A 24,401-nucleotide genomic window follows, 5' to 3' on the forward strand; every position below is an offset into this window, starting at 1 on the left:
TGCCAGCGGCAGCCGCCAAAAAAAGGCGCCCCCGTCGCCGGGAGCGCCCTTCCTGTCTCAGCCTGTAGCGACCGAGCGACGCGGACCTAGAAGTCCATGTCGCCCATGCCGCCCATGCCGCCGCCCATGCCGCCACCGGCGCCGCCGGCCGAGGCCTTCTTCGGCGCGTCGGCCACGGCCGCTTCGGTGGTGATCATGATGCCGGCGACCGAGGCCGCGTCCTGCAGGGCGGTGCGGACCACCTTGGCGGGGTCGATGACGCCCATGGCGACCAGGTCGCCATACTCTTCGGTCTGGGCGTTGAAGCCGTAGGTGGCCGAAGAGTTCTCCAGCACCTTGCCGACCACGATCGAGCCTTCGACCCCGGCGTTTTCCGAGATCTGGCGGATCGGGGCCTGGATGGCGCGGCGGATGATGGCGATGCCGGCGGTCTGGTCGGCGTTGTCGCCGGTCAGGCCTTCAAGCGCGCGGGTCGCCTTCAGCAGGGCGATGCCGCCGCCCGGGACGATGCCTTCCTCGACGGCCGCACGCGTGGCGTTAAGGGCGTCGTCGACGCGGTCCTTCTTCTCCTTGACCTCGACCTCGGTCGAGCCGCCGACGCGGATGACCGCGACGCCGCCGGCCAGCTTGGCCAGACGTTCCTGCAGCTTCTCCTTGTCGTAGTCCGAGGTGGTGTCCTCGATCTGCTTCTTGATCTGGGAGACGCGGGCCTCGATGGCGGCCTTCTCACCCGTGCCGTCGACGATGGTGGTGTCGTCCTTGGTGATGGTGATCTTCTTGGCCTTGCCGAGCATGTCGATGGTGACGTTCTCGAGCTTGATGCCGAGGTCTTCCGAGATGACCTGGCCGCCGGTCAGGACGGCGATGTCCTCCAGCATGGCCTTGCGGCGGTCGCCGAAGCCGGGCGCCTTGACGGCGGCGACGCGAAGGCCGCCGCGCAGCTTGTTGACCACCAGCGTGGCCAGGGCCTCGCCCTCGATGTCCTCGGCGATGATGACCAGCGGCCGGCCGCTTTGGACGACGGCCTCGAGGATCGGCAGCATGGCCTGCAGCGAGGACAGCTTCTTCTCGAACAGCAGGATGAGCGGCTCCTCGAGCTGGGCCTCCATCTTGTCGGCGTTGGTGATGAAGTAGGGCGACAGGTAGCCGCGGTCGAACTGCATGCCCTCGACGACGTCGAGTTCGGTTTCGGCGGTCTTGGCTTCCTCGACGGTGATGACGCCTTCGTTGCCGACCTTTTCCATCGCCTGGGCGATCATCTGGCCGACTTCGGTGTCGCCATTGGCCGAGATGGTGCCGACCTGGGCGATCTCGGAGTTGGCGCTGACCTTCTTGGACGACGACTTGATGTCGGCGATGACGGCGGCGACGGCCTTGTCGATGCCGCGCTTCAGATCCATCGGGTTCATGCCGGCGGCGACGGACTTGAGGCCTTCCTGCACGATCGACTGGGCCAGGACGGTGGCGGTGGTGGTGCCGTCGCCGGCCTTGTCATTGGTCTTGGAGGCGACTTCGCGGATCAGCTGGGCGCCCATGTTCTCGAAGGCGTCTTCCAGCTCGATTTCCTTGGCCACCGAGACGCCGTCCTTGGTCGAGCGCGGGGCGCCGAAGGACTTCTGGATGATGACGTTGCGGCCTTTCGGGCCCAGCGTCACCTTGACGGCGTTGGCCAGGACGTTGACGCCCCGCAGCATCTTCTCGCGGGCGTCGGTGGAGAATTGAACTTGTTTCGCGGCCATGTGTGGCGGCTCCTAAATCGGTGTTGTCAGGGAAGAAGGGTCGACGCAGCGGCTCAGAGCACGCCCAGAACGTCGGATTCCTTCATGATGATCAGGTCCTCGCCTTCCAGCTTGACCTCGGTGCCCGACCATTTGCCGAACAGGATCCGGTCGCCGGCCTTCAGCTCGAGAGCGTTGACCTTGCCGGATTCGTCACGGGCGCCCGGGCCGACAGCGACGACTTCGCCTTCCTGCGGTTTTTCCTTGGCGGTGTCGGGGATGATGATCCCGCCCTTGGTCTTGGATTCCTCTTCCACGCGCTTCACGAGCACGCGGTCGCCGAGCGGACGAAACGCCATCTGTAGTATCTCCCAATCAGTTTCGATTTGAGCGCCCGGTCGCGGCTTTGGCAGCCGCAACCCCCGAGTGCTAACGCGAGCGGCAGGTAGGACCCGGCTCCGGCGCCGTCAAGGACTCCGTGGCCGAAAATTGGCCGCGGCGGTTCCGGCGATGAACGCCGGATGAACCCTCTTACCCCCGGCTGTTCAGGCGGACAGGCGCATACAGGAGCCTCATCGGCGCACATCGCGCGAAACCGGGAAAGGACCGACCATGAAGACGTTTTCGAAGATCGCCGTCGCCGCCCCCGCCATGGTCGGCGCCATGGCTCTCACCGTGTTCGCCGCTACCCCGGCCGACGCCCAGAGCCGCTACCGCGACCGTGACCGCGACAATGACCGCACGGGCGACGTTCTGCTCGGCGCCGCCGTCGGCGCGCTCGCCGGCGCCCTGATCGGCAATGGCGACGGAACCTATATCGCGGGCGGCGCCCTTGCCGGCGCGGCGGTCAGCGCCGGCTCTAGCAATGGCGACGACTGCGGATACTACCGCGGCGGCCGCTGCTACCGGAACCAGGGCCACTGGGAACGCGAGCACGGCATCGACAGCCGCGACTACAACTCCAGCTACCGCTACGAGCGCGACTATCGCAGCGACCGCCGCGATGAACGCCGCGACTACCGCTACGACCGTCGCTGGTAGCAGGTCTCCATTCGTCCGGCCGCGTGAGTATTGGCCGGGCGTGGGCGAGGAAGGCGGGCGCTGGAAACAGCGTCCGCCTTTTTCTTGATCACACCATCAACCGCTTCATCAGCTCGGCCGTCGAGGGATCCAGCCCGGCCGACGGCTCGCCCGCCTGAACGTCCTTCAGTATGGCCTTGGCGAGCACCTTGCCCAGCTCGACGCCCCACTGGTCGAAGCTGTTGATGTCCCAGATCACGCCCTCGACGAAGGTCTTGTGCTCATACAGGGCGATCAGCGCCCCCACCGCCTCCGGCGACAGGGCGTCCATCAGGATGGTCGTCGAGGGCCGGTCGCCGGGGAAGGTCTTGTGCGGCGCCAGCCGGTCGGCCTCGGCCGCATCAGCGCCCGCCGCCAGCAGCTCGGCCCGCGCGTCCTTCTCCGTCTTGCCGACCATCAGCGCCTGCGCCTGCGCCAGGGCGTTCGACCACAGCGGCGCGTCCCCTTCGCGCGCGTCCAGCGCGGCGTCAGAGGTATGGCCGACCACGACGAACTCCGCCGGAACCACCGTCGGGCCCTGATGGATTTGCTGGAAGAAGGCATGCTGGCCGTTGGTGCCCGGCTCTCCGAACACAATCGGGCCCGTAGCGGTGTCGACCGGGGTTCCGTCCCGCTTCACCCGCTTGCCGTTCGATTCCATCTCCAGCTGCTGAAGGAAGGCGGGCAGCCGCCGCAGACCATGCGCGTACGGAGCGACCGTCCGGGCGCCTCGCCCCAGACCCTCGACATTGAAGACCTGCGCCAGCGCCATCAGCACCGGGGCGTTCTTCTCCAGATCGGCGGTGGTGAAATGCTCGTCCATGGCGCGGGCGCCGGCCAGCACCCGTTCGAACACGTCCCAACCCAGCGCCACCGCGACGGAGAGACTCACTGACGACCACAGGGAATAGCGACCGCCGACCCAGTCCCGGAAACCGGAGGTCCGCCCGCAGCCCCATGCTTCCGCTTTCTCCGGTGCTGCGGTCACTCCGACGAGATGCCGGACCATGCGGCGCGGCGACAGGCTCTCGGCCAGCCAGGCCTTGGCGAGGTCCGCGTTGGCCAGCGTCTCCTGGGTGGTGAAGGTCTTGGACACGACCACAACCAGCGTGGTCTCGGGGTCCAGCCCCGCCAGCGCCTCGCCCATGTCGCGCGGATCGATATTGGCGACGAAGCGCAGGTCGATCGTCGGCTCCAGCGGCTTCAGCGCATCCCACAGCAGGCGCGGCCCCAGATCCGAGCCGCCGATGCCGATGTGGACGATGGCTGTGAACGGCTGTTTGGTCCCGCCCGTCTCGGCGCCCGAGCCGACGTCGGTCGCGAAGGCCGCCATTGCCCGGCGCGTCTCCGCAACCTCCTTCGACACGGGTTCGCCCAAGGCTCGGAACTCCGCGTCCTCTGCGGCCCGCAGCGCCGGGTGCAGGACGGCGCGCCCTTCGGTGTTGTTGACCGCCTCGCCGCCGAACAGGGCGTCCCGCCGCCCCTCGACGTCGCAGCTGCGCGCCAGATCGATGGCGGCCTCGAACCCTTCGGCGCTCCACGACTGTTTCGACAGGTCCACATACAGACCCGCGGCCTCGACCCCCATGCGCTCGACGCGGCGGCGGTCGGTGGCGAAATGGTGGACGATGCGGGTCCCCTCGTCCTTCCGCGCCACGGCGCGAAGCATGTCGAAAGCCTGGGAGCGAGCGGTCATTCGGCGAACTCGATGCGGAGGAGGGTAAACCCTCGTTTACGGGTGGGGCGTAAGCCGGTTCAACGCCGAATCGTGATTCGGCTCACAAATGAGTCCGCCCAAGAGGTTCCCCATGTCCTGCGGCGTCGCCCTCGCTGTCTCCCTGCTGCTCTCCGATCCGAACGTGGCCATCGCCGCGGCCCAGCCGCCCGCCGCCGTCGACGCGCCGGTCTCAGTCGCCGCAGAGCCCCTGTTCGCCGACATCGTGTTCCGCTCGGGCGCGCTCAAGGGCGTCGTCGACCAGTGGCGGGCGAACCTGGCCTCCACGCCGGGCTGGTCTCTGACGCCCGATGTCTTCGGCCGTTTCAAGACCGAGGCCGAAGGTCTCGCCGCCATGGACATGCAGGGTCATCTGGTGCTCAAGCAACGTGGCACGGACGGCGACCTGAAATGCATCCTGCGGGGCATTTCGGAAGACATTCCGGTCAAGGTCGCCGCCGTCGAGGCCGCCGCCACCCCGGCCGCACGAAGCGTCGCCCTCGATGAGCTGGCCTACCTGCTCAACGACAACGTCGAGGTCATCACCTCGCCGCCGCAGCCCGACGCCCAGTCGGGCGTGCCGACCTAGTTGCCCGCGCTCGCCAGCGCCTCCACCACCACGCCTTCGGTCAGCAGCTGCGGCAGGATGCGCGGCTCCGTCTTGCCGGGCGTGTAGAGCAGATAGAGCGGCACGCCTGAACGGCCGTGCCGTTGCAGCTCCGCGGTGATCGCGTCGTCGCGGCGCGTCCAGTCGGCCACCAGATAGACGGCGTTCGCCGCCCTCAACGCCTCGCGGGTCCGCGCGGACGTCAGGGCCCCGCCCTCGTTGATCTTGCAGGTCACGCACCAGTCGGCGGTGAAATTGACCAGCACAGGCCTACCCTCGGCGAGGGCCGCGTCCACCGCCCCGGTCGACCAGGGCGCGCTGGCCAGTCCCGCGGCGGAGTCCGGCGTCGGAGCGGGCTCGGCCGGCAGACGCACAGCCATGGCCGCCGACGCCAGCGACAGGACGAGCGCCACAACTCCGGACAACCCCAGCAGGACGCCCCGGCGCCCGACAGCCCGCTCCGCCTGCGCGAGACCGAGCAGCCAAACCGCCAAGGCCAGCAGCAAACCGCCCGCGAACAGCAGACCCAGCGCGTCGCCGCCGGTCTGCCGGCCGAACACCCAGGCCAGCCAGAGCGCAGCGCCGTACATCGGGAAGGCCAGCAGGCCCTTCAGCCGCTCCATCCACGGCCCCGGCCGCGGCAGGCGCGACAGCAGGCCGGGTGTCAGGCTGACCAGCACATAGGGCAGGGCCAGACCCAGCCCGAGCATCAGGAACACCATCAGCGCCATCGGCCACGGCATCAGCAGGGCCGACCCCAGCGCGACGGCCATGAACGGGGCGGTGCAGGGCGCGGCCACCACCACCGCCAGCACGCCGGTCAGGAAGGCGGCCGCCGTCCCGCCCAGCCTCGCCAGAGGGCCGGACCCGACACCCTGAAGTCCCGCGCCGACATGGAAGACGCCCGACAGGTTCAGCCCGACCGCCAGCATCAGCAGCGCCAGCCCGGCGATCACCGCCGGGGACTGCAGCTGGAAGCCCCAGCCCGCCGCCTGCCCCGCAGCCCTGAGCGCCAGCAGCACTCCGGCGAGCAGCAGGAAGGCTCCCAGAACGCCGGCAAGGAAGGCCAGCCCGTCCCGGCGGGCGCGCGGCGCATCATGGGCGGACCCGGCCAGCGCCGCCGCCTTCATGGCGAGGATCGGGAAGACGCACGGCATCAGATTTAGGATCAGGCCGCCCAGCAGCGCGAACAGGGCGGCCTGCACGAAGCCCGCCGTGGAAGGCGCCTCGTTGCCAGACGGCCGCCCTTCGGCCGCGGGCGCGAGGTCGCCCGAGCCGCTGGTCCCGGGCAGGGGCGGACCGACCTCCGCCGAGATCTCGAAATTTCCCACCGCGGTCGACAGCACGCCGCGCACAGGCCCCGGCGTCCGCGCCAGCCCGCTATCCGGCGTCAGGGCGAGGGTCAGCCCCTGTGGCCCGTAGCCGCCCGACTGCGTCGCCGCGTGGGTGATCACGCCCGCCTCGAACGGGAAGAAATAGCTCGGTCCGGGATCGCGCCCGGCCAGCGCCCCACCAGTCGCCGTCAGGGTGGCGGAGCCCTCGCCCAGGGTGATCCGGGCGGTCAGGCCCGCGGGCCGGGGCGCGGTCTGGACGATACGCTGGATGGCCGCGCCGTGCCGACGGTCCAGCGGCGCCGCGCCGTCGCGGATCGGCAGGTCGAGCGACAGGGTCAGTTCGTCGGGCACGCACATGTCGGCGCTGCACACGAAGAACAGCGCCTTGACCGTCAGGGGCAGGGTCGTCCCCGCTCGCGCGTCGGCGGGGATCGTCACCGGCACCGGTAGATAGACCTCGCCCGTATAGCCGAAATTCATCAGCGTCTTCAGACGCTGACGCTCCGGCATCGGCCAGACGATGTCTCCGGCCGTCGCTTCCGCCGGCAGCGTCCACGTCAGGGTGGTCGGGCCACCGGAATCGCCCGGATTGCGCCAATAGGTGTGCCAGCCCGGCTCGATCGCCTGCCGCACGGCCACGATGGCGGTGGAGCCCGGCGCCGCCCATTGCGACATGGGCACGAGCTCGGCGGCGATGCGCTCGGTGCGCTGCACGCTCCCGTCCTGCGCCGCTGCGAGCGACGGAACGAGCATGAGCCCGATCAGGACGAGGAATTTCAGGAGACGGATCACGGCGGCGACCTTAGCCGCGCCGACCCGCCCGCGTCACGCGTCGTGCTGTCTCAGATCAGCCCGGGATCAGCGCGGTGCGGCGTCCACCACCACTTCGGTCCGGCGCCGCATCGGCTCGCTGGCGCCCTCGGCGGTCACCGACCCCGACTCGCCCGCCACGACCACATTGAACACGGGCGAGGGCCAGCCCGCCGCCATCAGCGCATCCGCCACCGCCAGCGCCCGCCGCTCCGACAGGTCCAGATTGGCCGTGGGACCGCCCCGCGCGTCGGCCAGGCCGATGACCTGCACCGCGCGAATGTTGCAGCCCTGCAGCTGCGTCGCCGTCAGTCCGATGGCCTGCCGCGCCGCCTCCGTAAGCCCCGCCTCGCTGTCGCGGAAATAGACCTCGAACCGCTTCGGCGTGCACACCTCGGGCTCGGTCACCAGCTCGCTGCGGTCCCGCATGCCCGGTATCGTCGAACACCCGGCGACCAGCACCCCGGCGCCCAGCAAAATCCACAGCCCCTTCATCCCGCCCTCCTGTCGTAGAAAGGGCGGTTCGCCGATGACGAACCGCCCTGATCACTTACGGAAAACCACCCGCGCCTAGTAGCGGCGCTGGCCATTTTCCCAATAGCACTCGGACTGACGGCCGTCGTAGCAATAGTAGTACCGGCCTTGGCTGTCGCGGTAGCGCTGCTGGTTGTTACGGTCCTGCTGCGAGCCGCGGATCGCGCCGGCGGCGCCGCCCACGACCGCACCGATGGCCGCGCCGGTTCCGGCATTGCCGTCGCCGACGTTGTTGCCGATGATGGCGCCGGCGACAGCGCCGATGCCGGCGCCGATGGCGCCCTGACGGACCGTCTCATTGGTGCCGCCGTATCCGTCGCTCGCGCAAGCCGAAGCCAGCAGACCGGCGCCAGCGATCGCGATGATTGCCTTTTTCATGGGTGTATCCTTCATCCCTCGGGTTCGCCCCACGGGTGATAATGCTGGATAAGCGTGACGGTTCCCCCGCTATGCTGTCGGTTAAGCCTGTATTAGGCTTTACGGTATGCCGCACGGAGGGTGCGGATGGCCCCGAAAGGGGTTTGAGACGGGGGTTTCGTATGCGTTTTTCCGAACCGGTCCGCATGGCGGATGACGGCGATCACAGTCCCGTGTGGGCGCGCAGCAAGCGCCGGCGCGGCAATCCTTTCATCAGCCTGATAGTCACCCTGCTGGCCATCTTCGGCGTTCTGACGGCTGTTCTCGGCATCAAGGAGAAATCCTTGGCCGAAGGCGGGGCCATGATGGACGGCTGGATCGCCAAGGCCGTGTCGACGGTCAAGGGCGAGGCGCCCAGGGTCGCAGATCAGGCTGGCGACGCCGCCGGCGCGGCTGCGGTCAAGGCCGGTGACGCCGCCCAGGCCGGCGCGGCCGCGGCTTCGAACGAGCTGAAGAAACAATAGTCACGCTTCGGCCGTCCCGCCCGGAACATCGCTCCGGGCGGGACGTTCGGGCCGGATGACCGCGACCCTGACGCCGACGGCCGACCGTACACCCACGACCGAAACCGCGCTCGAGGCGGCGCCGGCCGCGGAGCCGCGCGTCCTGACCCGGCACGTGCCGCTGAACCGCGTCATCGTGCTGGTGAACCCGCTGTCAGGCAGCGTGGGTCCCCGCGCGGCGGAGGAAGCCGAGGCCCTGCTCGAGGGCTACGCCTGCGAAACCTCGGTGGTGACGCTGGAGCCGGGCCAATTCGACGTTCAGATTCAGGAAGCGTTCGACGCCAGGCCCGACGTCCTGTTCGTGCTCGCGGGCGACGGCACCGCCGGCAGCATCGCCGCACTGGCGGGCCCGGACGGCCCCTTGGTCGCTCCATTACCCGGCGGCACCATGAATATGCTGCCCAAGGCCCTTTACGGCACCGCCGACTGGAAGGCGGCCCTGAAGGTCGCGCTGGAGGAGGGTGCGCCTCAGTGCGTGGCCGGTGGCGAGGTCAGCGATGGGCACACCACCAAGGCCTTCTACTGCGCCGCCATCTTCGGCTCGCCGGCCCTGTGGGCCCCGGCCCGCGAGGCGATCCGCGTCGGAAAGCTGGGTCTCGCCTGGGCCTATGCGCGCCGTGCCCTGAAACGGGCCTTCTCGGGCCAGATGCGCTTCACGCTCGACGGCGGCATTCCCCGGCGGGCGGAAGCCCTGGCGCTGATCAGCCCAATGATCTCGCGGGCGATGGACGAGGACACCGGGCTCGAAGCCGCCGTCATGAACCCCGCCGATGCCGGACAGGCGTTTCGCATGGCGGCCCACGCTGTCTTCGACGACTGGCGCCAGGACCCGGCGGTGACCACCCGCGCGACCCAGCGGGTGGCGATGCGCGCCCGCTCGCGCATCCCGGCAGTCATCGATGGCGAGCCCATGCTGCTGCGCCACGAGGCGAAGGTCCGCTTCATCCGCAAGGCCTTCCAAGCTCTGGCGCCGATCCCGGCGGCGGCGGAGGACAGCGTCTAGTGGGGCGCATTCTCCAGTTCTCGGACGTTCATTTCGGCTGCGAACACCGGCGGGCCTGCGCGGCCGCGCTGGAGTATGCGCACGGCACGCCGTCCGACCTTATCCTGATCACCGGCGACGTCACCCAGAAGGGCTTCCCGGACGAGTTCGCCGCAGCCGGCGACTGGATCCGCCGCATGCCGGAGCCAACCTTCGTCATCGTCGGCAATCACGACGTGCCCTACTGGAGCCTGACGGCGCGGCTTTTCCACCCGTGGAAGGCCTTCGAACAGGCGATCGGCCACCCGGCCCACGACCATCAGTTCCTCAGCCCGTCGCTGATGGTGCGCGGCGTGGTCACGGCGCGTGGCTGGCAGGCGCGGCCCAACTGGTCCAAGGGGGTCATCGATCTGGCCCAGACCCGCAAGGCCGCCGAGGCCCTGCGTCAGGCTCCCGCCGGCGCCCTGCGCATCCTCGCCTGCCACCATCCGCTGGTGGAGATGATCGGCACCCCCATGACCGGGGACGTCAAGCGCGGCGACGACGCGGCCCTGATCTTCGCCGAGGCCGGGGTGGACTTGATCACGACCGGCCATGTGCACGTGCCCTTCGCCCTGCCGATCAATGTGGGCGACCACTGCTCCTATGCTGTCGGGTGCGGGACCCTGTCGCATCGCGAGCGCGGCGCGCCGCCCAGCTTCAATCAGATCGAGTGGGATGCGGGGGAGATCGTGGTCACGGCCATCGCCTGGACCGGCGACCGCTTCGAGCCCGGTCAGGTGTGGCAACTGCCGCGCCGTCAGGACACCCGCAAGCCGTCCACCGCGCCGGATCCTAACGTCGCCGGCGAACGCGAACGCGCCGCCACCTGATCTCCGGACAAACGAAAAGGGGCCGCGGCGAACCGCGGCCCCTTCAGTTTCTGCAGCCTGCGCAGATTCAGAGTCGTGTGCCTCGGCGTCCCTGGAAGAAGTGCACGATCAGCAGGATGATGAAGATGACGAACAGCACATAGGCGATGTTCATCGACAAACCCGCGACGCCACCGGCGCCCAAGGCGCCCGCGACCAATGCAAGCACGAGGAAAATTAGTGCCCAGCGAAGCATGAGCGTTACTCCCGAAAGTGTTGATCCAAAGGGGAGCGGCTCAAGACCGCGCCTGTCAGATCAACGTTTCGCAAGCTCTGGTGTTCCGCCTCAGCGGCGGCGGCGGCTGTGCGACTTCTCGGTGAAGGCCGCCGCGACCATGGTGGCCAAGGCAGGGTTGCGCAGGAAGATCCAGCCGCCCGCAAGAGCCGCCACCGTCCCGAGGATCGGCCGCTGCCTGAACAGGGTGTAGGCGCGCTCACCCATCCCCATGGGCTCATCATCCTCCAGTTCGTCCTCTTCCGCCTCGCGACGCAGGAAGACCAGCACCACGATGAGCGCGGCGAGGGCGAACAAAAGCATCGTCACGGCGGCTGCCGCGAGCGGCAGGAGAACGAGGCACAGGGCGTAGAATACGGTCGCCCCCAGCGCGATGACAGCGACCAGCGCCGCCCCCGCCGCCGCAGCGGCGGCGACGGCCTTCCTGACGACCTTCTGTCCCAGCCCGCCCAGCATCAGCGGCGACGGCCCGCGAGCAGCAGGCCGAGAACGACGCCGACACCGAGGGCGATCGCGGTCGACTGCATCGGGCGCTCCTGCACCCGCTCGGTCAGATAGCGTTGGGCCTCGTCCATCCGTTCGGAGGCTTCGTCGTAATACTCCCGGCCACGAACCCGGGCGGTGTCGTAATAGCCGCGGGCGCGTTCGCGAAGCACTTCGCTCTGCTCACGCAGACGGGCCTCGGTCTCGGCCGCCTTGGCGCGCAGGCGGGTTTCCGCCGCCGTCGCCTTCTCGCGCAGCCGGGCTTTCTCCTCGGCGCCGAGGGTTTTCAGATCGTCTTTCAGCGTATTGATGTCGTTCTTCACGGCTGTCCGTGCTGCCTTGGTGGTGGCCATGTGCGCGCTCCGCTTTGCAAGCTTGACGGTTAGATAGAGAACCCTGAGCCGGAACGCCACTGTGACGTGCCGGTTCCGCAGCGCAGCATGGCAGACGCTGGCGGAGCGGCGCTCGTCGTCCTAGAAACCGGCATGATCGATTGGTTGTTCCCGCCTCACCCGCCCGTCTCTCTTCCCATCCTCGGCAGGCGCGAACGGCTGCCGGTGCGCCGCATCCTCTGCGTCGGCCAGAACTACGCCGCCCACGCCCGCGAAATGGGCCACGAGCGCGCCGAACCCTTCTTCTTCTCCAAGCCCGCGGACGCCCTGGTCACCGACGGAGCCGATCCGCTTTTCCCGACCTCCACGTCGGACCTGCACCACGAGGTCGAACTGGTCTGCGCCATCGGCGAGGACGGGGAGATCGCCGGATGGGCCGTCGGCTGCGACCTGACCCGCCGCGATCTTCAGGCCGCCGCCAAGGCCAAGGGCCGCCCGTGGGACGCCGCCAAGGGCTTCGACCAATCCGCGCCTTGCGGCCCGTTGACCCTCGGCGCGCTGCCTGATCCGGCGGCCCCGATCACCCTGTCCGTCAACGGCAAGACCCGCCAGTCGGGGCGACTCGACGACATGGTGTGGGCTCCCGACGAGATTCTGGCTAAGGCCCGCACGCTCTGGGAGGTCCAGCCAGGCGACCTGATCTTCACCGGCACGCCCGAAGGCGTCGGCCCGCTTCAGCCCGGCGACCGGGTCGAGGCGACCATCGGCGGCCTCGAAACCCTGACCTTCACCATGAGGCCGCGATGATCCTGCACGGCTACTGGCGATCGGGCGCGGCCTATCGCACCCGCCTCGCCCTGAATCTCAAGGGCCTCGCCTACGAACAGAGCGGCGTTGACCTGCGCACAGGCGCCCAGCGGTCGGAGGCCTTCGTGGCCCTCAACCCGCAGGGCATGGTGCCGGCGCTCGAGGTGGACGGCGCTATCCTGACCCAGAGCCCCGCCATTCTCGAATGGCTGGAGGAGACCCATCCGACCCCGGCGCTGCTGCCGGCCGACGCCCTCGACCGGGCCCGCGTTCGCGCCATGGCGGCCTTGGTCGGCTGCGACATCCACCCGCTCAACAATCTCCGTGTCGGCAAGGCCCTCCGCGAGACCTTCGGCGCCGATCAGGCCGCCGTCGACGCCTGGGCCGCCCGCTGGATTCTGCCTGGCTTCGAGGCCTTGGAACGGCTGGTGGCGACCCACGGCAATGGCTGGTGCTTCGGTCCCACGCCGACACTCGCCGACTGCTACCTGGTCCCCCAGATCTATTCGGCCCGAAGGTTCAACGTCCCGCTCGACGCCTTCCCCCGCCTGCTGGCCATCGAAGCGGCGGCCCAGGCCCACCCCGCCTTCGTCGCCGCCCATCCCGACAACCAGCCGGACGCCGACTGAGTCAGGCCATACCCGTAGCGGACCTCCCGGTTTGATGGGTATCGTCCTCTGGGGAGGGCCGATGCAGAGCATCTTGATCTACATCCGGATTGTGATCAGCCATACGCCAGTCTGGGCATGGCTGGTTCTTGCTCTACTTTGCTTGCTCGGCATCCGCCGATTGCGGACACGCGCGACGTCGATTTGGGGGTTGGTGGCCACCCCGGCGATTTTTCTCAGCTGGAGTTTCGTCGGCGCCATACGCTTTGGCCAGGCCCTTGGGCTGGGGGTCGCGTTGGCCTGCTGGGCCGCCTGCATCGCGGTCGGGCTGCTGTCATTCAGGCTTGTCGGGCCGCCGCCAAGCACCTGGCTTGATGAACACCGCGTCGTCCGTCCGGGCTCGATCGGGCCATTGAGTGTCTATCTCGTCATCTTCGGCGTACGATACGGTCTTGAGGTCTGGGCAGGCTTCTTCCCGGAGAGAGCAACGCTCGCCGCCGCCCTGGCGCTTGTCCTTTCCGGGTTCATGGCCGGCCGGACAACAGGGGATCTGAGGTTCGCTGTGCTGGGAAGGCCAGCCCCGCTCGCCACTTCGAGCTAGGCCGGGGCGCGCACGCGGCGCGGCTGTTCGACCTGCCGGGAGTTCGGCGGATTCCGGGACCGACGACTCAGGCCAGGAACCGCTCCACGGCCGCGAGGAACCGCGTCGGCTGGTCGATCATGACCATGTGCTCGGCGCCTTCGATCCGCTCGAAGGTGGCCGGGCGGGGCAGGTTGGCGTAGGCGCCCCGGAAGAGGCTGTCCGCCCGGCTGCGCGGAGAGGCCTCGTCCGCGCTCCAGCCGTAGACCACCGTCACGGGCGCAGTGATGTCAGGCAGCCGGTGGCGCAGATCGACGGTCATCACCTCATAGAGCGCCTGCGCCAGAACCCGCCGGTCGCCGCCCTGCCAGCCCATGGATCCGAACACCGCATCCGCCGCGCCGCCCAGTTCGAGCCCCATCGCGCGGCCGCGGTCGCGCAATCCTTCGTCGCCGAGGAACTGCACCGCTTGGTAGGCCAGCTGGGCGATCGGCTCGACATCGCCGACCGTGGCGCCCGGACTGATCAGGGCGGGGAAGAAGGGCGAGGCGTCGACCGTCATCAGTCGGCCGATGCGGTCTCGCGCGTCCGCGGCGAGACGTATCCCGACCTGCCCGCCCATCGAATGGCCGATCACCGCGGGCCGCTGCAGTCCGGCCTCAGCGATGTAGCGGCGCAGCTCTGCCGCCACCGCGCCCATGATCGCCCCCCCGGCGTTGGCGCCCGCCGCCAGATCGCCGAAGCCCCGCACTGACACCAGATGCAGCCGCCGGCCCTCCCCCAGCCGCGCCGCCGTCCGGCTCCACACGGCCGAGGTCGAGGCCAGCCCTGGGATCAGCACCAGATCGGGGCCGCTCCCGCGTGCCTCCACCGTGATCCGGTTGGACTGGAACGGCAGCCGCGCCAGCGCCGGCGCCCCGCCCGCCATCCACAGCGCCGCGCCGCCGATCAGACCCTTGAGGATGTTTCGTCTTTGTTCCATCGCACCGTCGGTCTAGATTGCCCTCGCAGAACACGAGGGAGGTCCAGATGATCCAGCCGTCAGACGACGAAATCGTCTTCTACACCAACCCCATGTCGCGCGGCCGGATCGCGCGCTGGATGCTGGAGGAGCTCGGCCGGCCCTACCGCACCGTGGTGCTGGATTTTGGCACGACTATGAAGTCGCCCGAGTATCTGGCGGTGAATCCGATGGGCAAGGTGCCCGCCGTCACCTGGCGCGGCGTCACGGTCACGGAATGCGCGGCCATCTGCGCCTGGCTGGCCGACGCCTTCCCGGAGGCGGGGCTGGCGCCGGCGTTCGACGACCCGGCTCGCGGGACGTACCTGCGTTGGCTGTTCTTCGCCGCCGGCCCGGTCGAGGCGGCTGTCACGGCCAAGGCGCTGGACTTGCTCGCGCCTGCGGAGAAGGCGGGCATGGCGGGCTATGGCACCTTCGATCAGGTCGTCGACGCCTTGGAAAGCGCCGTCTCGGACGGCCCCTGGCTGCTGGGCGACCGGTTCTCGGCCGCGGACGTCTATGTCGGCAGCCAGATCGTCTGGGGCCTGCAGTTCAAATCCCTGCCCGAGCGAGACGCGTTCAAGGCCTATGCGGAGCGTCTGTCCGCGCGCGAGGCCGCTGTCCGGGCGCGTGGCATCGACGACGCCCTGATCGTGGCGGCGCAGGCGGGAAGTTGAGGCTCGGCTTTAGCCTTGGGCGGGGCGCAGGGCGCCGTCGAGGCTGGCGCGCTGGACCTGCGGACGGCGCTCGCCACCGGCCGCGATGATCCGGTCGATCCGGGTCTTTTCGGCGCGGAAGGCGGCCAGATCGGCGCCGGCGAGGACAGTGCCCTCGGTCGTGCGCACGCCGGCCGGATTGATCCGCCGGCCGCCCTGCCAGATTTCATAGTGCAGGTGCGGGCCGGTCGAGGCGCCGGTCGAACCGACGAAGGCCACGACCTGTCCCTGACGAACTCGCTGGCCGGCGCGAATGCCCCCGGCGTAACGCGACAGGTGGCCATAGCCGGTCTCGAGGCCGTTCGGGTGACGGATGCGGAGCCAGTTGCCGTAGCCGCCCCAGCGCCGCGCCTCGACGACCACGCCGTCGGCGGGGGCCACGACCGGCGTGCCGGTCCCGGCCGCGAAGTCGATGCCCTGGTGCATCTTGCGATAGCCGGCGATCGGGTGCCGACGGAAGCCGAAGGTGGACGAGACGCGGAAGCCCCGCTCCAGCGGCGTACGCATGAAGGCCGAGCGTGTGTTCTTTCCAGTGGCGTCGAAATACTGGGCTTCCTTCGCGCCGGCAGGCTGGAAGCGGTAGAAGGCCACGCCCTTCAGCTCGGCGTAGAGCAGGCCGTCGGTGCCAATGGTGCGGCCGTTCTCGGTGACGGTCCGTCCATAGACATAGGTGAACTCGTCCGTGGCGCGGATGTCCCGGTCCATGTCGAACTTGTGGGAGAACAGCTGACCGGCCTTGCGGCGGACGGCGGAGGGAACGCCCTCGCGCTGGGCCGACGCCGCCAGCGAGCCCTCGACCTTACCGTTCAGGACCACCGTCTCGTGGGTGACCTTTTCCTCGAGCGCACGCAGGCGCAGGGCGCCGTCGAAGGTGCGCGACACGGTGACCTGGCTGGCCGGGCCCGTGCGCATGGTCAGGCCGATCAGGCGCGGATCGCCCCGGCCGCCGCGCGGCTTGGCGATGGCGGTCTCGAACCGCAGACCGGCGCGAATTTCGCTCATGTCCATGGCGTTGGACAGGGTCGCGGCCACCGCTGAGGCTTCCTCCGGAGCGATGCCGGTGCGGCGCATGGCCTGTTCGAAGGTTTCGCCGCGGCGAATCTGGACGGGAATGGCTTCCGGCGCGGTCAGCCCCATGGGCGTGCCGGCGGCGGCGAAGGCCTGGGCCTCGATGACGGCCATCTGGGCGGGAGTCAGTGCGGGAACTTCTTCAGCCTTCGCGGGCTGGTATACACGTCCGGCAAGGAGGGCCACCGAGAGAGCCGCGACCGCCGTAAGGGCATGAGGCGCGAGACGCATCGGTTGGCGACGTGGATCGAACTGAGCCATCGGTCCCCGAAAACTGCGACGCCCACTGGCGCCCAAGCCACTAAGAAGCAAGGATCGCGCCTGAAGAAGCCCCCGGCGCGAGACAGGCCCTATAGCCCGTCCGTCCCATCATGGGAAGTCAGTTCGTTACAGACCGTTAACCGGAGCCATTGAGGGCGGTAAAGCCTGCGTGATGCGTCAGCTTATCGACGGGAGCCAACAGTGTATTGGCGACGTTTGAGCAAGGTATTCGGGGTCAACTTGCCTGCCTGCCTTGATCTGGCCGCCACTGCATTCAAAGTGGCTCATGCGCCACTCTACTGTGTTTCCATAGTCACGCCCGCTGTGCTGTTTCAGGAGCCCTGTTTGTTCATCGTTCGGGTCAAGGCATGACGGACGCCGTCTCCCCGGCGTCGGCCCCCACCCCGGCGCCCCGGCGGCGTGGAGGCCGCACCGGACGCCGCTTCCTGATCATCGTGGGCGCGCTGGTCTGCGTCCTGCTGGTGCTGGTCGGCCTGCTCTATCTCAATCGGCGGGCCGCCACGCGTCAGGTGCTGGTGGGCTGGCTCGAGCGGCAGGGCATCCCCGCCGACGTCGATATCGAGCGCGTCGAACTCGACAACATCGTCGCCAGCATCCGCATCGGAGATCCTCGCAACCCGGACGCCGTGGTCGAGCGGGTCGAGGTGGACTACGCCATCGGCGCGCCCTGGTCCAAAGCCGGCCTGGGCGTCACCCCCAGCCGCATCCGGCTTGTCCGGCCGGTGCTCCGCGCCTCGTTCCGGGACGGCGAATTCTCGCTCGGCTCGCTCGATCCGCTGGTCGAGAAATTCACGGGCCGTCCCCCGCGCCCCGACAGCCGGGGGCCGCTGGTGCTGGTAGAACAGGGCCGCGTCCGGCTCGACACCGACTACGGCCCGGTCGCCATCCTCGGCGACGCCCGCATCGACGACGGCAAGCTGATCCGGCTGGCGGCCCGAATGCCCGCCTCGAACCTGAAGAGCGGTGACATCGAGGCCCGCGGCCTCGCCGCCACGGTCACCGTCGACACCGTCGTGGACCGTTCGACCCTCCGCGCCACGGCCTCCGCCGATCAGGCGGCCTTCCCGGGCCTCTCGGGCGCCGGCGTCCGCCTGACGATCACGGGCGACCTGCCCTATCCCGATCTGAAGCAGCGCCGGGGCGACGGCCGCGCCCGGCTCGATCTCGGCCTCGTCGCCACCCGCCTGACCGCCGGAGACGTTTCCGCCCAGGACGCCGTCGCCCGGCTGACCTTCGACGGCCAGACCTCCGGCTGGATCGAAACCTTCCGCATTCAGGGCGCGGCCGACGCCGACCTCCGCGCCGCCCGCCTGCAGGGCCCCGACCTGTCCGCCAGCGCCGCCGCCGTCCGCTGGAACGACGCCCGCGCCACCCTCGCCCGGGATGACCGCGGCCTCAGCTGGCGTATCGATGGCCCCGGCAGGGTCTCCGCGGCGCGCGCCTCGGGCGCCGGGCTGGACGGCTCAGTCGTCACCCTGACCTCCCGAGCCCTGACCGCCGGCGGCCGGAACGGCGCCTTCGAGGTCAGCGGCCCCCTCGCCCTCGCGGCAGACCGCCTGGCGTGGGACGACCTGTCCCTGTCCGGCGCACGCGGCGCGGCCGATCTCCAACTGGTCTCGGACGCGGGTCTGCGCCTCGACCTGTCAGGCGGGCTGAGGGCGGCCCACGGCGCCTGGCCCCTGTTCGGCCCCGCCGCCCGGGACGACGGCGACGACCTGCGGGAGATGAAGCGGGCGCTCGGCGACTTCGCCGTCGACGTCCCCGCCTTCTCGGTCGCGGTCGGCGGCGCCGGAACGCGCGTCTCGCTCAGCCGCCCCGCCACCCTGCGCCCGGCCAACGGCGGCGTCCTCACCCTGCGCCCGGCCCGCAGCCCGATCTTCGCCGCCGCGCCGGGACAGGCCGGAGGCGGCGCCCTCTCGCTCACCGCCACACGCGGCAAGGGCCTGCCCGAGGCCGTTTTCGACATTCCGGCCTGGCGGCTGACAGACAGCGGGTTCACGGCCCAACTCGACGGCCGCGCCGCCCTGGACTTCGACCTCGCGCGAGGCATCCAGCTCCGCACCCGCGGTCGCCTCACCTCGGCGAACGGCCGGATCACCTATGTCGCGGCGGACTGCGTTCCGGTCACCGTGGAGCGACTTGAACTCGGCGAGAACGACGTCGTCGACATCTCCGGCCGCGCCTGCCCGTCCGGCCGCCCCCTCGTCACCATCGCCGATGGCGGCTGGCGGGCCGAAGGCGCGCTGGCTGGCGTCGATGCCTCAGCCCCCTTCCTCGCCCTGCATTTCCGCGACGCCAAGGGCCGCTTCACCGCCACAGGTGGCCCGCGGGGCGTCGGCCTCGATACCCGGATCGACAGCGCGTCCGTCGTCGACGCCACGGAGCCGCTGCGCTTCAACCCGCTGCAGGCCTCCGGCTCAGCCCGCCTCGCGAACGAGAACTGGACCGGCGCCTTCGACTTGGCCCGCGAAGGCGTCGCCCTCGGACGGCTGAACCTGGCTCACGACGGAGCCTCGGGGTCCGGCGGCCTGACCATAGACGCCCCGTCCGTCGTCTTCGCCGAGGGCGGCCTGCAGCCGTCCGACCTCAGCCCGCTCGCCGGGGATTTCGTCGGATCGCCCGCTACCGGCTCCGTCGCCTTCCAGGGACGGATCGACTGGCTAGAGGACGCCGAGGGCTCCAGCTCCGGCCGCCTGACCATCCCCGGCCTCGACTTCGTCAGCCCCGCCGGGCCGGTGAAAGGTCTGAAGGGAATAGTCGACTTCATCAGCCTCGCCCCGCTCGTCACCGCCCCGGGCCAGCGCGTTACCGCCGACCGCCTGGAGTCCGTCACCCCCCTGACCGACGTCACCCTGACCTTCGGCCTCGACAAGGCCGCCATCACCGTCGAGGGCGGCGAGCTCAAGGTCGCCGGAGGGACCATCCGGATCGAGCCTTTCGCCCTGCCGCTGGACCGCAGCCAGCCGTTCGGCGGCGTCATCGTGCTGGAGAATGTCCAGCTCGGTGAGGTGATCGCCGGCTCGGGCTTCGGGGACAAGGTGGCGCTCGACGCCGTCGTTTCCGGCCGCCTCCCGTTCACCTCCGACCCGGTCGACGGCATCCGCATCGCCGGCGGCTCCCTCGCCGCCGTCCAGCCGGGCCGCCTGTCGATTCAGCGCGAGGCCCTGGTCGGGCTCGAGGCGGGCGGCGGCGGCGAGGGCGTGCCGCCCAACACCGTGCAGGATCTGGCCTATCAGGCGATGGAAAACCTGTCGTTCGACATCCTCTCCGCCGAGGTGAACAGCCTCGACGCGGGCCGCATCGGCGTCCTGTTCCACATCCGCGGCCGCCACGATCCCCCGGTGCACCAGGAGCTGCGCATCGGCATCGCCGAATTCATCAGCCGCGAATTCCTCAATCGCGAACTGCCCCTGCCCTCAGGCACAGGCATCGACCTGACGCTCGACACGACCCTCAACCTGAACCAGCTGGTCGGCGACTTGCTGGAGCTGAACCGCGCCCGCAACGGCGCGCCTTCGGCCGCGGCCGCCGCCCCGCCTCCCGCCGAACCCGTCCCCACGCCATGATCATGCCGGCTTGGCCGTTCAGAACCCGTTCACCCTGTCCGGCGTTAGATCGCGGCGGATCAATACCGGAGACCCTGCCATGACCCGGACGCGCGCACGTCTCGCCCTGATCGGCTTCATCGCCGCCACCGGCGCCGCCGCCTGCACGCCCACGGTTCGGCTGCAGGTCGACCCGATCCAGATCTACGCCAAGCTGGACGCGGATATCCGCGTCCGTCTCGACAAGGAGCTTCAGGACCTCCTCGTCGAGAACCCCAACCTGTTCTGATGCGAAAGCCGCTTCCGATGTCGTTCCGCAAGCTCTTCGTCATCGCCGCCGCCGTGGCCGCCCTCGGCGTCGCGGCCGGCGCCGCCTTCGCCCAGACCTCGCAGCAGAAGGCCCTGATCGACGCCGCCAAGGCGCAGGGGACCGTGGGCGAACAGGCCGACGGCTTCCTCGGCTTCCGCCAGGGCTCGTCCGACCCGGCCCTGACCCAGGCGGTGACCGTCACCAACAACGCCCGCCGCGAAGGCTACGCCCGAAGCGCCCAGGCCGCCGGCGACGGCGCGACCACCGAGGCCGCCGGCGCCCGCGCCTTCCAGACCATCGTCATGCCGCGCATCCAGAGCGGCCAGTGGTATCGCAATACCCAGGGCCAGTGGGTCCAGCGCTAGGCCGGCGGCGCGGCTGATCCCGCCGCCATGGCTGGCCGGCCCTTCCGCCTGATCGGCAGCCTGCTCGTCGCCGCCGCCATTGCGGCAGGCGCGACCGTGGTCATCAGCGTGCTGTGGGCCGCGATCGGCGGCGGCGACCTGCCGCTGCATGGCTGGATCGCCCTTCTGATCGGCGTCTTCGGCACGGTCTGCCTCGCCTGGGTGCTGATGGCGCTGGCCTTCAAGTCGGACCGAGAGGGCTGGGACGACCGGGTCGACAACCGCTTCGATCCGGGACGGGACGAAGACGACAAGCCTTGAGCGCGTCCGCCGCCCGCGCGATAGGTCGTCCATGACCGACGCATCCGACCAGAGCCCGTCCGGGATCACCTACGCCGGCTATCTCGCGCTCGACGATCTGCTCGCCGCCCAGCATCCGCTGTCGGACGAACACGACGAGATGCTGTTCGTCATCATTCACCAGACCAAGGAGCTGTGGCTCAAGCAGATCCTGCACGAGGTGGCGCAGGCTCAGGAGCTGGTCCGCGCCGGCGACCTCGTCCCCGCCTACAAGAGCCTCGCCCGCGTCAGCCGCATCCAGGCGGTGATGACCATGAGCTGGGACATCCTCGCCACCATGACGCCGGCCGACTACCTGCGTTTCCGGGGGGTGCTCGGCTCCTCCTCCGGCTTCCAGAGCGACCAGTTCCGCCGCTTCGAATACATGCTGGGCCTCAAGGACGAGCGCTTCCTGCGGTTCCACGAGGAGCGGCCCGAGGCCCATGCGGCGCTGAAGTCGGCCCTCGCCGCGCCCAGCCTCTACGACGACGCCCTGGCCCAGCTCGCCGCCGCCGGCCTGCCGGTTCCGGCCGAGGTGCTGAACCGCGACGTCAGCACGGCGTGGGAGCCCTCCGAAGGTGTCGAAACCGCATGGCTCGAAGTCTATCGCGACACCACGCGCTGGTGGCCCTTCTACCAGCTGGCTGAAAAGCTGGTTGATCTCGACGACGCCCTGCTGACCTGGCGACACAAGCATGTCGTCACCGTCGAGCGCATCATTGGCCGCCGCCGCGGCACCGGCGGCACCGAGGGCGTCGCCTATCTGACCGAGACCCTGCAGCGTCGCTGTTTCCCCGAATTGTGGTCGCTGCGCACCAAGCTCTGAAGGAGCTCTGTATGCGAACCTACCTGCTGACCGCCCTGCTGGCCCTCGCGGCCTGCAATCAGCCGGACGCTCCGGCGCCGACCGCTCCCGTCGAACCCCTGCCCATTCCGTCGAAGCCGCCTCTCGTCGAGCCGCCGGCCGCGCCCGTCAGCATGGGCTTCGTGGACGCCGGCGGCGTGGAACGCCTTCAGCTCGCCTGCCGTGAAGACGCGCCGGCCTTTCGCATCACCGTTCCCGGCTTCCGGTCCATCGGCAGCGAGGACCGCCTGACCCTCGGCGTTGGCGACGAGGCTTTCGCCCACGCCGCCGATCTGGAGGCGTCCGGTCCGGGCGTGACCGGCGGCGGCCCGCTGGAAGCCGATCTCCTCGACCGTCTCGCTCGCGGGGAGCCTGTGCGGGCTGTCTATGGCGCCCAGTCCATCGGTCCGCTTCAGGCGGGGCAGCCGTCGGACCTGCCCGCCTTCACCCAACGCTGCCGGGGGTTGCAGACGCCCTGATCAGGCAACCAACACGGCCACGGCGCAGTTAAGCGACAGAGAACACGCGGAAATCTCGCCATGTCCAATGCCAATCGCCACGACATCCAGGTTCTGAACGGCCTGATCCAGACCACGCTCGACAGCGCCGACGGCTATCGCGCCGCCGCGACCGAGAGCGGCGATCCGGGCCATCGCGCGCTGTTCGAGCGCCGCAGTTTCGAGCGTCGTCAGGTCGCTGACGAACTCCAGTCCTCCGTCCGCGGCCTGGGCGGCGACGCCGCTTCCGACGGCTCGATCCTCGCCAAGGCCCAGCGGGCCTTCGCGGACGCCCGCCATGCCCTGATGCGTGACGAGGCCAGCATGATCGGCGCGGTCGAGACCGCCGAGGACGCCGTCCGCGACCGTTTTGAAAAGGCGCTGGAAGACAGCCGCATCTCGGCCACCACCCGCGAAACCATCCGCCGCGCCTTCGGCCGCGTCAGTGAGGGCCGCGACGAGCTCCACGACCTGCGCCACAGCCTCGAAGGCCAGCGCGACGCCGGCAACCGCCTGTTCCCGCACTAGACGGGGCGCACGAAAAAGGCCCCGGCGTTTCCACCGAGGCCTCTTCATATCGTTCGTGTGAAGCGATTTACGCTTCGGTGTCAGCCGGACCTTCGGCCTTGCCGGTTTCCGGCACCACGACGCCCTTGGGCGCGCGGACCGTCTGCTTCTCGGCGATCCGGGCCGACTTGCCGCGACGATCACGCAGGTAATAGAGCTTGGCGCGCCGCACGACGCCGCGACGCTTGACCTCGATCGCGTCGATGTTCGGGGACAGGATCGGGAAGACCCGCTCCACGCCCTCGCCGAACGAAATCTTCCGCACGGTGAAATTCTCGTTCACGCCGCCGCCGGCGCGGGCGATGCAGACGCCCTCGAAGGCCTGGATGCGTTCGCGCTCGCCTTCCTTGATCTTGACCATGACCCGCAGCGTGTCGCCGGGCTGGAAGTCGGGGATCGAGCGTTTCTCGATCAGGCGGGCTTTTTCTTCGGCTGCGATCGTCTGCAGGATGTTCATGTCATTCTCCTCGAGCTTTTGCGCTCTTTACCTGTGATTTGGCGGGGTCATGCCCCGCGGTCTTTTGCAGATGCGCCGCCCAGAGGTCTGGCCGCCGTTCCCGCGTCGTCTTCTCCCGTTGCTCTTCGCGCCATTGTGCGACCTTCTTGTGGTCGCCCGACAGAAGCACCTCGGGAATCTCCAGCCCCTCGAACGTCCGCGGTCGCGTGTACTGCGGATGCTCCAGAAGACCGTCCTCGAAGCTCTCCGAACTCAGGCTTTCGGCCTGACCCAGCACTCCGGGGATCAATCGAACGCACGCCTCGATCACCACCATCGCCGCCGCCTCGCCACCGGCGAGCACCGCGTCTCCGACGGAGACTTCCTCGAACCCGCGCGCGTCGAGCACCCGCTGGTCCACCCCCTCGAACCGGCCGCAGAGGACGGTGATCCCGTCCGCCTTCGCCCATTCCTTGACGCGCGCCTGGGTCAGGGGCCGACCCCGGGCGCTCATGTACAAAAGCGGCCGCGCCGGTCCGGATACGCTGTCGAGCGCCCTCGCCACCACGTCCGCCTTGAGCACGGCTCCCGGGCCGCCACCCGCGGGGGTGTCGTCCAGGAAGCCGCGCCTATCCTCGCTGAAGCCCCGAATGTCAAGGGTTTCGAGGCTCCAGAGCCCGCGCTCGCGCCACGCGGTGCCGATCAGAGACACGCCGAGCGGCCCCGGAAAGGCTTCCGGAAACATGGTCAGGACGGTGGCGGTGAAGGGCGGCGCGGTCATCGCGCGGCTCATAGCGCAATCACGCTCAGGCAGCGAGC

The 24,401-nt window shown here is 69.5% G+C and carries 29 protein-coding genes; 16 read left to right on the plus strand and 13 right to left on the minus strand.

The genetic code is table 11. The annotated features are described in order from the left end of the window. Positions 1–86: 86 nt before the first annotated feature. Both groL and groES read right to left on the minus strand, forming a co-directional pair. A complete protein-coding gene (gene groL, locus GGQ87_RS04185) occupies positions 87–1,739 on the minus strand; it encodes a chaperonin GroEL (protein WP_168045436.1) in 1,653 nt (550 codons plus the stop codon). 53 nt (positions 1,740–1,792) lie between these two features. Then, entirely contained in the window at positions 1,793–2,077 is a 285-nt protein-coding gene (gene groES, locus GGQ87_RS04190; RefSeq protein WP_168045437.1) for a co-chaperone GroES, read from the minus strand. 253 nt (positions 2,078–2,330) lie between these two features. Between groES and GGQ87_RS04195 the strand changes: the two genes are divergently transcribed. After that, positions 2,331–2,759 (plus strand): hypothetical protein, encoded by a 429-nt coding sequence (locus GGQ87_RS04195; RefSeq protein ID WP_168045438.1) that lies wholly within the window; start codon positions 2,331–2,333, stop codon positions 2,757–2,759. An 88-nt stretch (positions 2,760–2,847) separates the two neighbouring features. Here GGQ87_RS04195 and pgi read toward each other — a convergent pair whose 3' ends face one another. Beyond that, a complete protein-coding gene (gene pgi, locus GGQ87_RS04200) occupies positions 2,848–4,473 on the minus strand; it encodes a glucose-6-phosphate isomerase (RefSeq protein ID WP_168045439.1) in 1,626 nt (541 codons plus the stop codon). A gap of 112 nt (positions 4,474–4,585) precedes the next feature. On the opposite strand from pgi, the gene GGQ87_RS04205 reads away from it, so the two are divergent. Continuing rightward, positions 4,586–5,080 carry a hypothetical protein gene (locus GGQ87_RS04205; RefSeq protein ID WP_168045440.1) on the plus strand — a complete coding sequence of 165 codons (495 nt, stop codon included), beginning with the start codon at positions 4,586–4,588 and terminating at the stop codon, positions 5,078–5,080. Here the strand turns inward: GGQ87_RS04205 and GGQ87_RS04210 are convergent. The 3 genes from GGQ87_RS04210 to GGQ87_RS04220 all read right to left on the minus strand — a co-directional run bounded on the left by GGQ87_RS04210 (position 5,077) and on the right by GGQ87_RS04220 (position 8,154). Continuing rightward, positions 5,077–7,224, minus strand: a complete 2,148-nt coding sequence (locus tag GGQ87_RS04210; protein WP_342448300.1) for a protein-disulfide reductase DsbD family protein — start codon at positions 7,222–7,224, stop codon at positions 5,077–5,079. The two genes, GGQ87_RS04205 and GGQ87_RS04210, sit on opposite strands and share 4 nt — an antisense overlap. Positions 7,225–7,290: 66 nt before the next feature. Further along, a complete protein-coding gene (locus GGQ87_RS04215; RefSeq protein WP_168045441.1) occupies positions 7,291–7,737 on the minus strand; it encodes an OmpA family protein in 447 nt (148 codons plus the stop codon). 75 nt (positions 7,738–7,812) lie between these two features. Then, positions 7,813–8,154 (minus strand): YMGG-like glycine zipper-containing protein, encoded by a 342-nt coding sequence (locus GGQ87_RS04220; protein ID WP_168045442.1) that lies wholly within the window; start codon positions 8,152–8,154, stop codon positions 7,813–7,815. 161 nt (positions 8,155–8,315) lie between these two features. Between GGQ87_RS04220 and GGQ87_RS04225 the strand changes: the two genes are divergently transcribed. The 3 genes from GGQ87_RS04225 to GGQ87_RS04235 are packed head-to-tail and all read left to right on the plus strand — an operon-like array spanning position 8,316 to position 10,550. Beyond that, positions 8,316–8,657, plus strand: coding sequence for a hypothetical protein (locus GGQ87_RS04225; RefSeq protein ID WP_168045443.1), 342 nt, complete (start codon positions 8,316–8,318; stop codon positions 8,655–8,657). Positions 8,658–8,712: 55 nt separating this feature from the next. Beyond that, positions 8,713–9,699 (plus strand): diacylglycerol/lipid kinase family protein, encoded by a 987-nt coding sequence (locus tag GGQ87_RS04230; protein WP_168045444.1) that lies wholly within the window; start codon positions 8,713–8,715, stop codon positions 9,697–9,699. Then, on the plus strand, positions 9,699–10,550 hold the full coding sequence (locus GGQ87_RS04235) for a metallophosphoesterase (RefSeq protein ID WP_168045445.1): 852 nt from the start codon (positions 9,699–9,701) through the stop codon (positions 10,548–10,550). The genes GGQ87_RS04230 and GGQ87_RS04235 overlap by 1 nt, the downstream gene beginning before the upstream one ends. 67 nt (positions 10,551–10,617) lie before the next feature. Here GGQ87_RS04235 and GGQ87_RS04240 read toward each other — a convergent pair whose 3' ends face one another. The 3 genes from GGQ87_RS04240 to GGQ87_RS04250 all read right to left on the minus strand — a co-directional run bounded on the left by GGQ87_RS04240 (position 10,618) and on the right by GGQ87_RS04250 (position 11,660). Next, positions 10,618–10,785 carry a DUF1328 family protein gene (locus GGQ87_RS04240; protein ID WP_168045446.1) on the minus strand — a complete coding sequence of 56 codons (168 nt, stop codon included), beginning with the start codon at positions 10,783–10,785 and terminating at the stop codon, positions 10,618–10,620. A 90-nt stretch (positions 10,786–10,875) separates the two neighbouring features. Beyond that, positions 10,876–11,280 (minus strand): hypothetical protein, encoded by a 405-nt coding sequence (locus GGQ87_RS04245; protein WP_168045447.1) that lies wholly within the window; start codon positions 11,278–11,280, stop codon positions 10,876–10,878. Beyond that, positions 11,280–11,660 carry a glycine zipper domain-containing protein gene (locus GGQ87_RS04250; RefSeq protein ID WP_168045448.1) on the minus strand — a complete coding sequence of 127 codons (381 nt, stop codon included), beginning with the start codon at positions 11,658–11,660 and terminating at the stop codon, positions 11,280–11,282. The genes GGQ87_RS04245 and GGQ87_RS04250 overlap by 1 nt, the downstream gene beginning before the upstream one ends. 132 nt (positions 11,661–11,792) lie before the next feature. On the opposite strand from GGQ87_RS04250, the gene GGQ87_RS04255 reads away from it, so the two are divergent. The 3 genes from GGQ87_RS04255 to GGQ87_RS04265 are packed head-to-tail and all read left to right on the plus strand — an operon-like array spanning position 11,793 to position 13,655. Further along, positions 11,793–12,446, plus strand: coding sequence for a fumarylacetoacetate hydrolase family protein (locus GGQ87_RS04255; protein ID WP_168045449.1), 654 nt, complete (start codon positions 11,793–11,795; stop codon positions 12,444–12,446). Beyond that, positions 12,443–13,075, plus strand: coding sequence for a maleylacetoacetate isomerase (gene maiA / locus GGQ87_RS04260; protein ID WP_168045450.1), 633 nt, complete (start codon positions 12,443–12,445; stop codon positions 13,073–13,075). Before GGQ87_RS04255 ends, maiA begins: the two co-directional genes overlap by 4 nt. Positions 13,076–13,109: 34 nt before the next feature. After that, complete coding sequence (locus tag GGQ87_RS04265) at positions 13,110–13,655, plus strand: DUF6622 family protein (protein WP_168045451.1); 546 nt, start codon at positions 13,110–13,112, stop codon at positions 13,653–13,655. Between the two features lie 67 nt (positions 13,656–13,722). On the opposite strand, the gene GGQ87_RS04270 is transcribed toward GGQ87_RS04265, so the two are convergent. Beyond that, complete coding sequence (locus GGQ87_RS04270; protein ID WP_168045452.1) at positions 13,723–14,616, minus strand: alpha/beta fold hydrolase; 894 nt, start codon at positions 14,614–14,616, stop codon at positions 13,723–13,725. A 47-nt stretch (positions 14,617–14,663) separates the two neighbouring features. On the opposite strand from GGQ87_RS04270, the gene GGQ87_RS04275 reads away from it, so the two are divergent. Then, entirely contained in the window at positions 14,664–15,311 is a 648-nt protein-coding gene (locus GGQ87_RS04275; protein WP_168045453.1) for a glutathione S-transferase family protein, read from the plus strand. A 9-nt stretch (positions 15,312–15,320) separates the two neighbouring features. Here the strand turns inward: GGQ87_RS04275 and GGQ87_RS04280 are convergent, their stop codons facing one another. Beyond that, positions 15,321–16,679, minus strand: coding sequence for a M23 family metallopeptidase (locus GGQ87_RS04280; RefSeq protein WP_168045454.1), 1,359 nt, complete (start codon positions 16,677–16,679; stop codon positions 15,321–15,323). A gap of 368 nt (positions 16,680–17,047) precedes the next feature. Here GGQ87_RS04280 and GGQ87_RS04285 point away from each other — a divergent pair, with 368 nt between their 5' ends. The 7 genes from GGQ87_RS04285 (at position 17,048) to GGQ87_RS04315 (ending at position 23,107) form a co-directional block, all read left to right on the plus strand. Next, on the plus strand, positions 17,048–20,266 hold the full coding sequence (locus tag GGQ87_RS04285; protein WP_168045455.1) for an intermembrane phospholipid transport protein YdbH family protein: 3,219 nt from the start codon (positions 17,048–17,050) through the stop codon (positions 20,264–20,266). 79 nt (positions 20,267–20,345) lie between these two features. After that, a complete protein-coding gene (locus tag GGQ87_RS04290; RefSeq protein ID WP_168045456.1) occupies positions 20,346–20,534 on the plus strand; it encodes a YnbE family lipoprotein in 189 nt (62 codons plus the stop codon). Next, positions 20,534–20,920 (plus strand): YdbL family probable chaperone protein, encoded by a 387-nt coding sequence (locus tag GGQ87_RS04295; RefSeq protein WP_245161412.1) that lies wholly within the window; start codon positions 20,534–20,536, stop codon positions 20,918–20,920. Before GGQ87_RS04290 ends, GGQ87_RS04295 begins: the two co-directional genes overlap by 1 nt. Before the next feature lie 27 nt (positions 20,921–20,947). Continuing rightward, a complete protein-coding gene (locus GGQ87_RS04300; protein WP_168045457.1) occupies positions 20,948–21,220 on the plus strand; it encodes a hypothetical protein in 273 nt (90 codons plus the stop codon). A gap of 31 nt (positions 21,221–21,251) precedes the next feature. Further along, positions 21,252–22,064, plus strand: a complete 813-nt coding sequence (locus tag GGQ87_RS04305; RefSeq protein WP_168045458.1) for a tryptophan 2,3-dioxygenase — start codon at positions 21,252–21,254, stop codon at positions 22,062–22,064. 11 nt (positions 22,065–22,075) lie between these two features. Then, a complete protein-coding gene (locus GGQ87_RS04310; protein ID WP_168045459.1) occupies positions 22,076–22,561 on the plus strand; it encodes a hypothetical protein in 486 nt (161 codons plus the stop codon). Between the two features lie 60 nt (positions 22,562–22,621). Next, positions 22,622–23,107, plus strand: a complete 486-nt coding sequence (locus GGQ87_RS04315; RefSeq protein WP_168045460.1) for a PA2169 family four-helix-bundle protein — start codon at positions 22,622–22,624, stop codon at positions 23,105–23,107. A gap of 67 nt (positions 23,108–23,174) precedes the next feature. Here GGQ87_RS04315 and rplS read toward each other — a convergent pair whose 3' ends face one another. Together rplS and trmD are read right to left on the minus strand one after the other, a co-directional pair. Then, a complete protein-coding gene (rplS, locus tag GGQ87_RS04320; protein ID WP_168045461.1) occupies positions 23,175–23,603 on the minus strand; it encodes a 50S ribosomal protein L19 in 429 nt (142 codons plus the stop codon). A 1-nt stretch (position 23,604) separates the two neighbouring features. Next, on the minus strand, positions 23,605–24,363 hold the full coding sequence (gene trmD, locus GGQ87_RS04325) for a tRNA (guanosine(37)-N1)-methyltransferase TrmD (protein ID WP_168047313.1): 759 nt from the start codon (positions 24,361–24,363) through the stop codon (positions 23,605–23,607). Positions 24,364–24,401 lie beyond the last annotated feature (38 nt).

Source organism: Brevundimonas alba (genome assembly GCF_011927945.1).
Lineage (GTDB): Bacteria > Pseudomonadota > Alphaproteobacteria > Caulobacterales > Caulobacteraceae > Brevundimonas > Brevundimonas alba.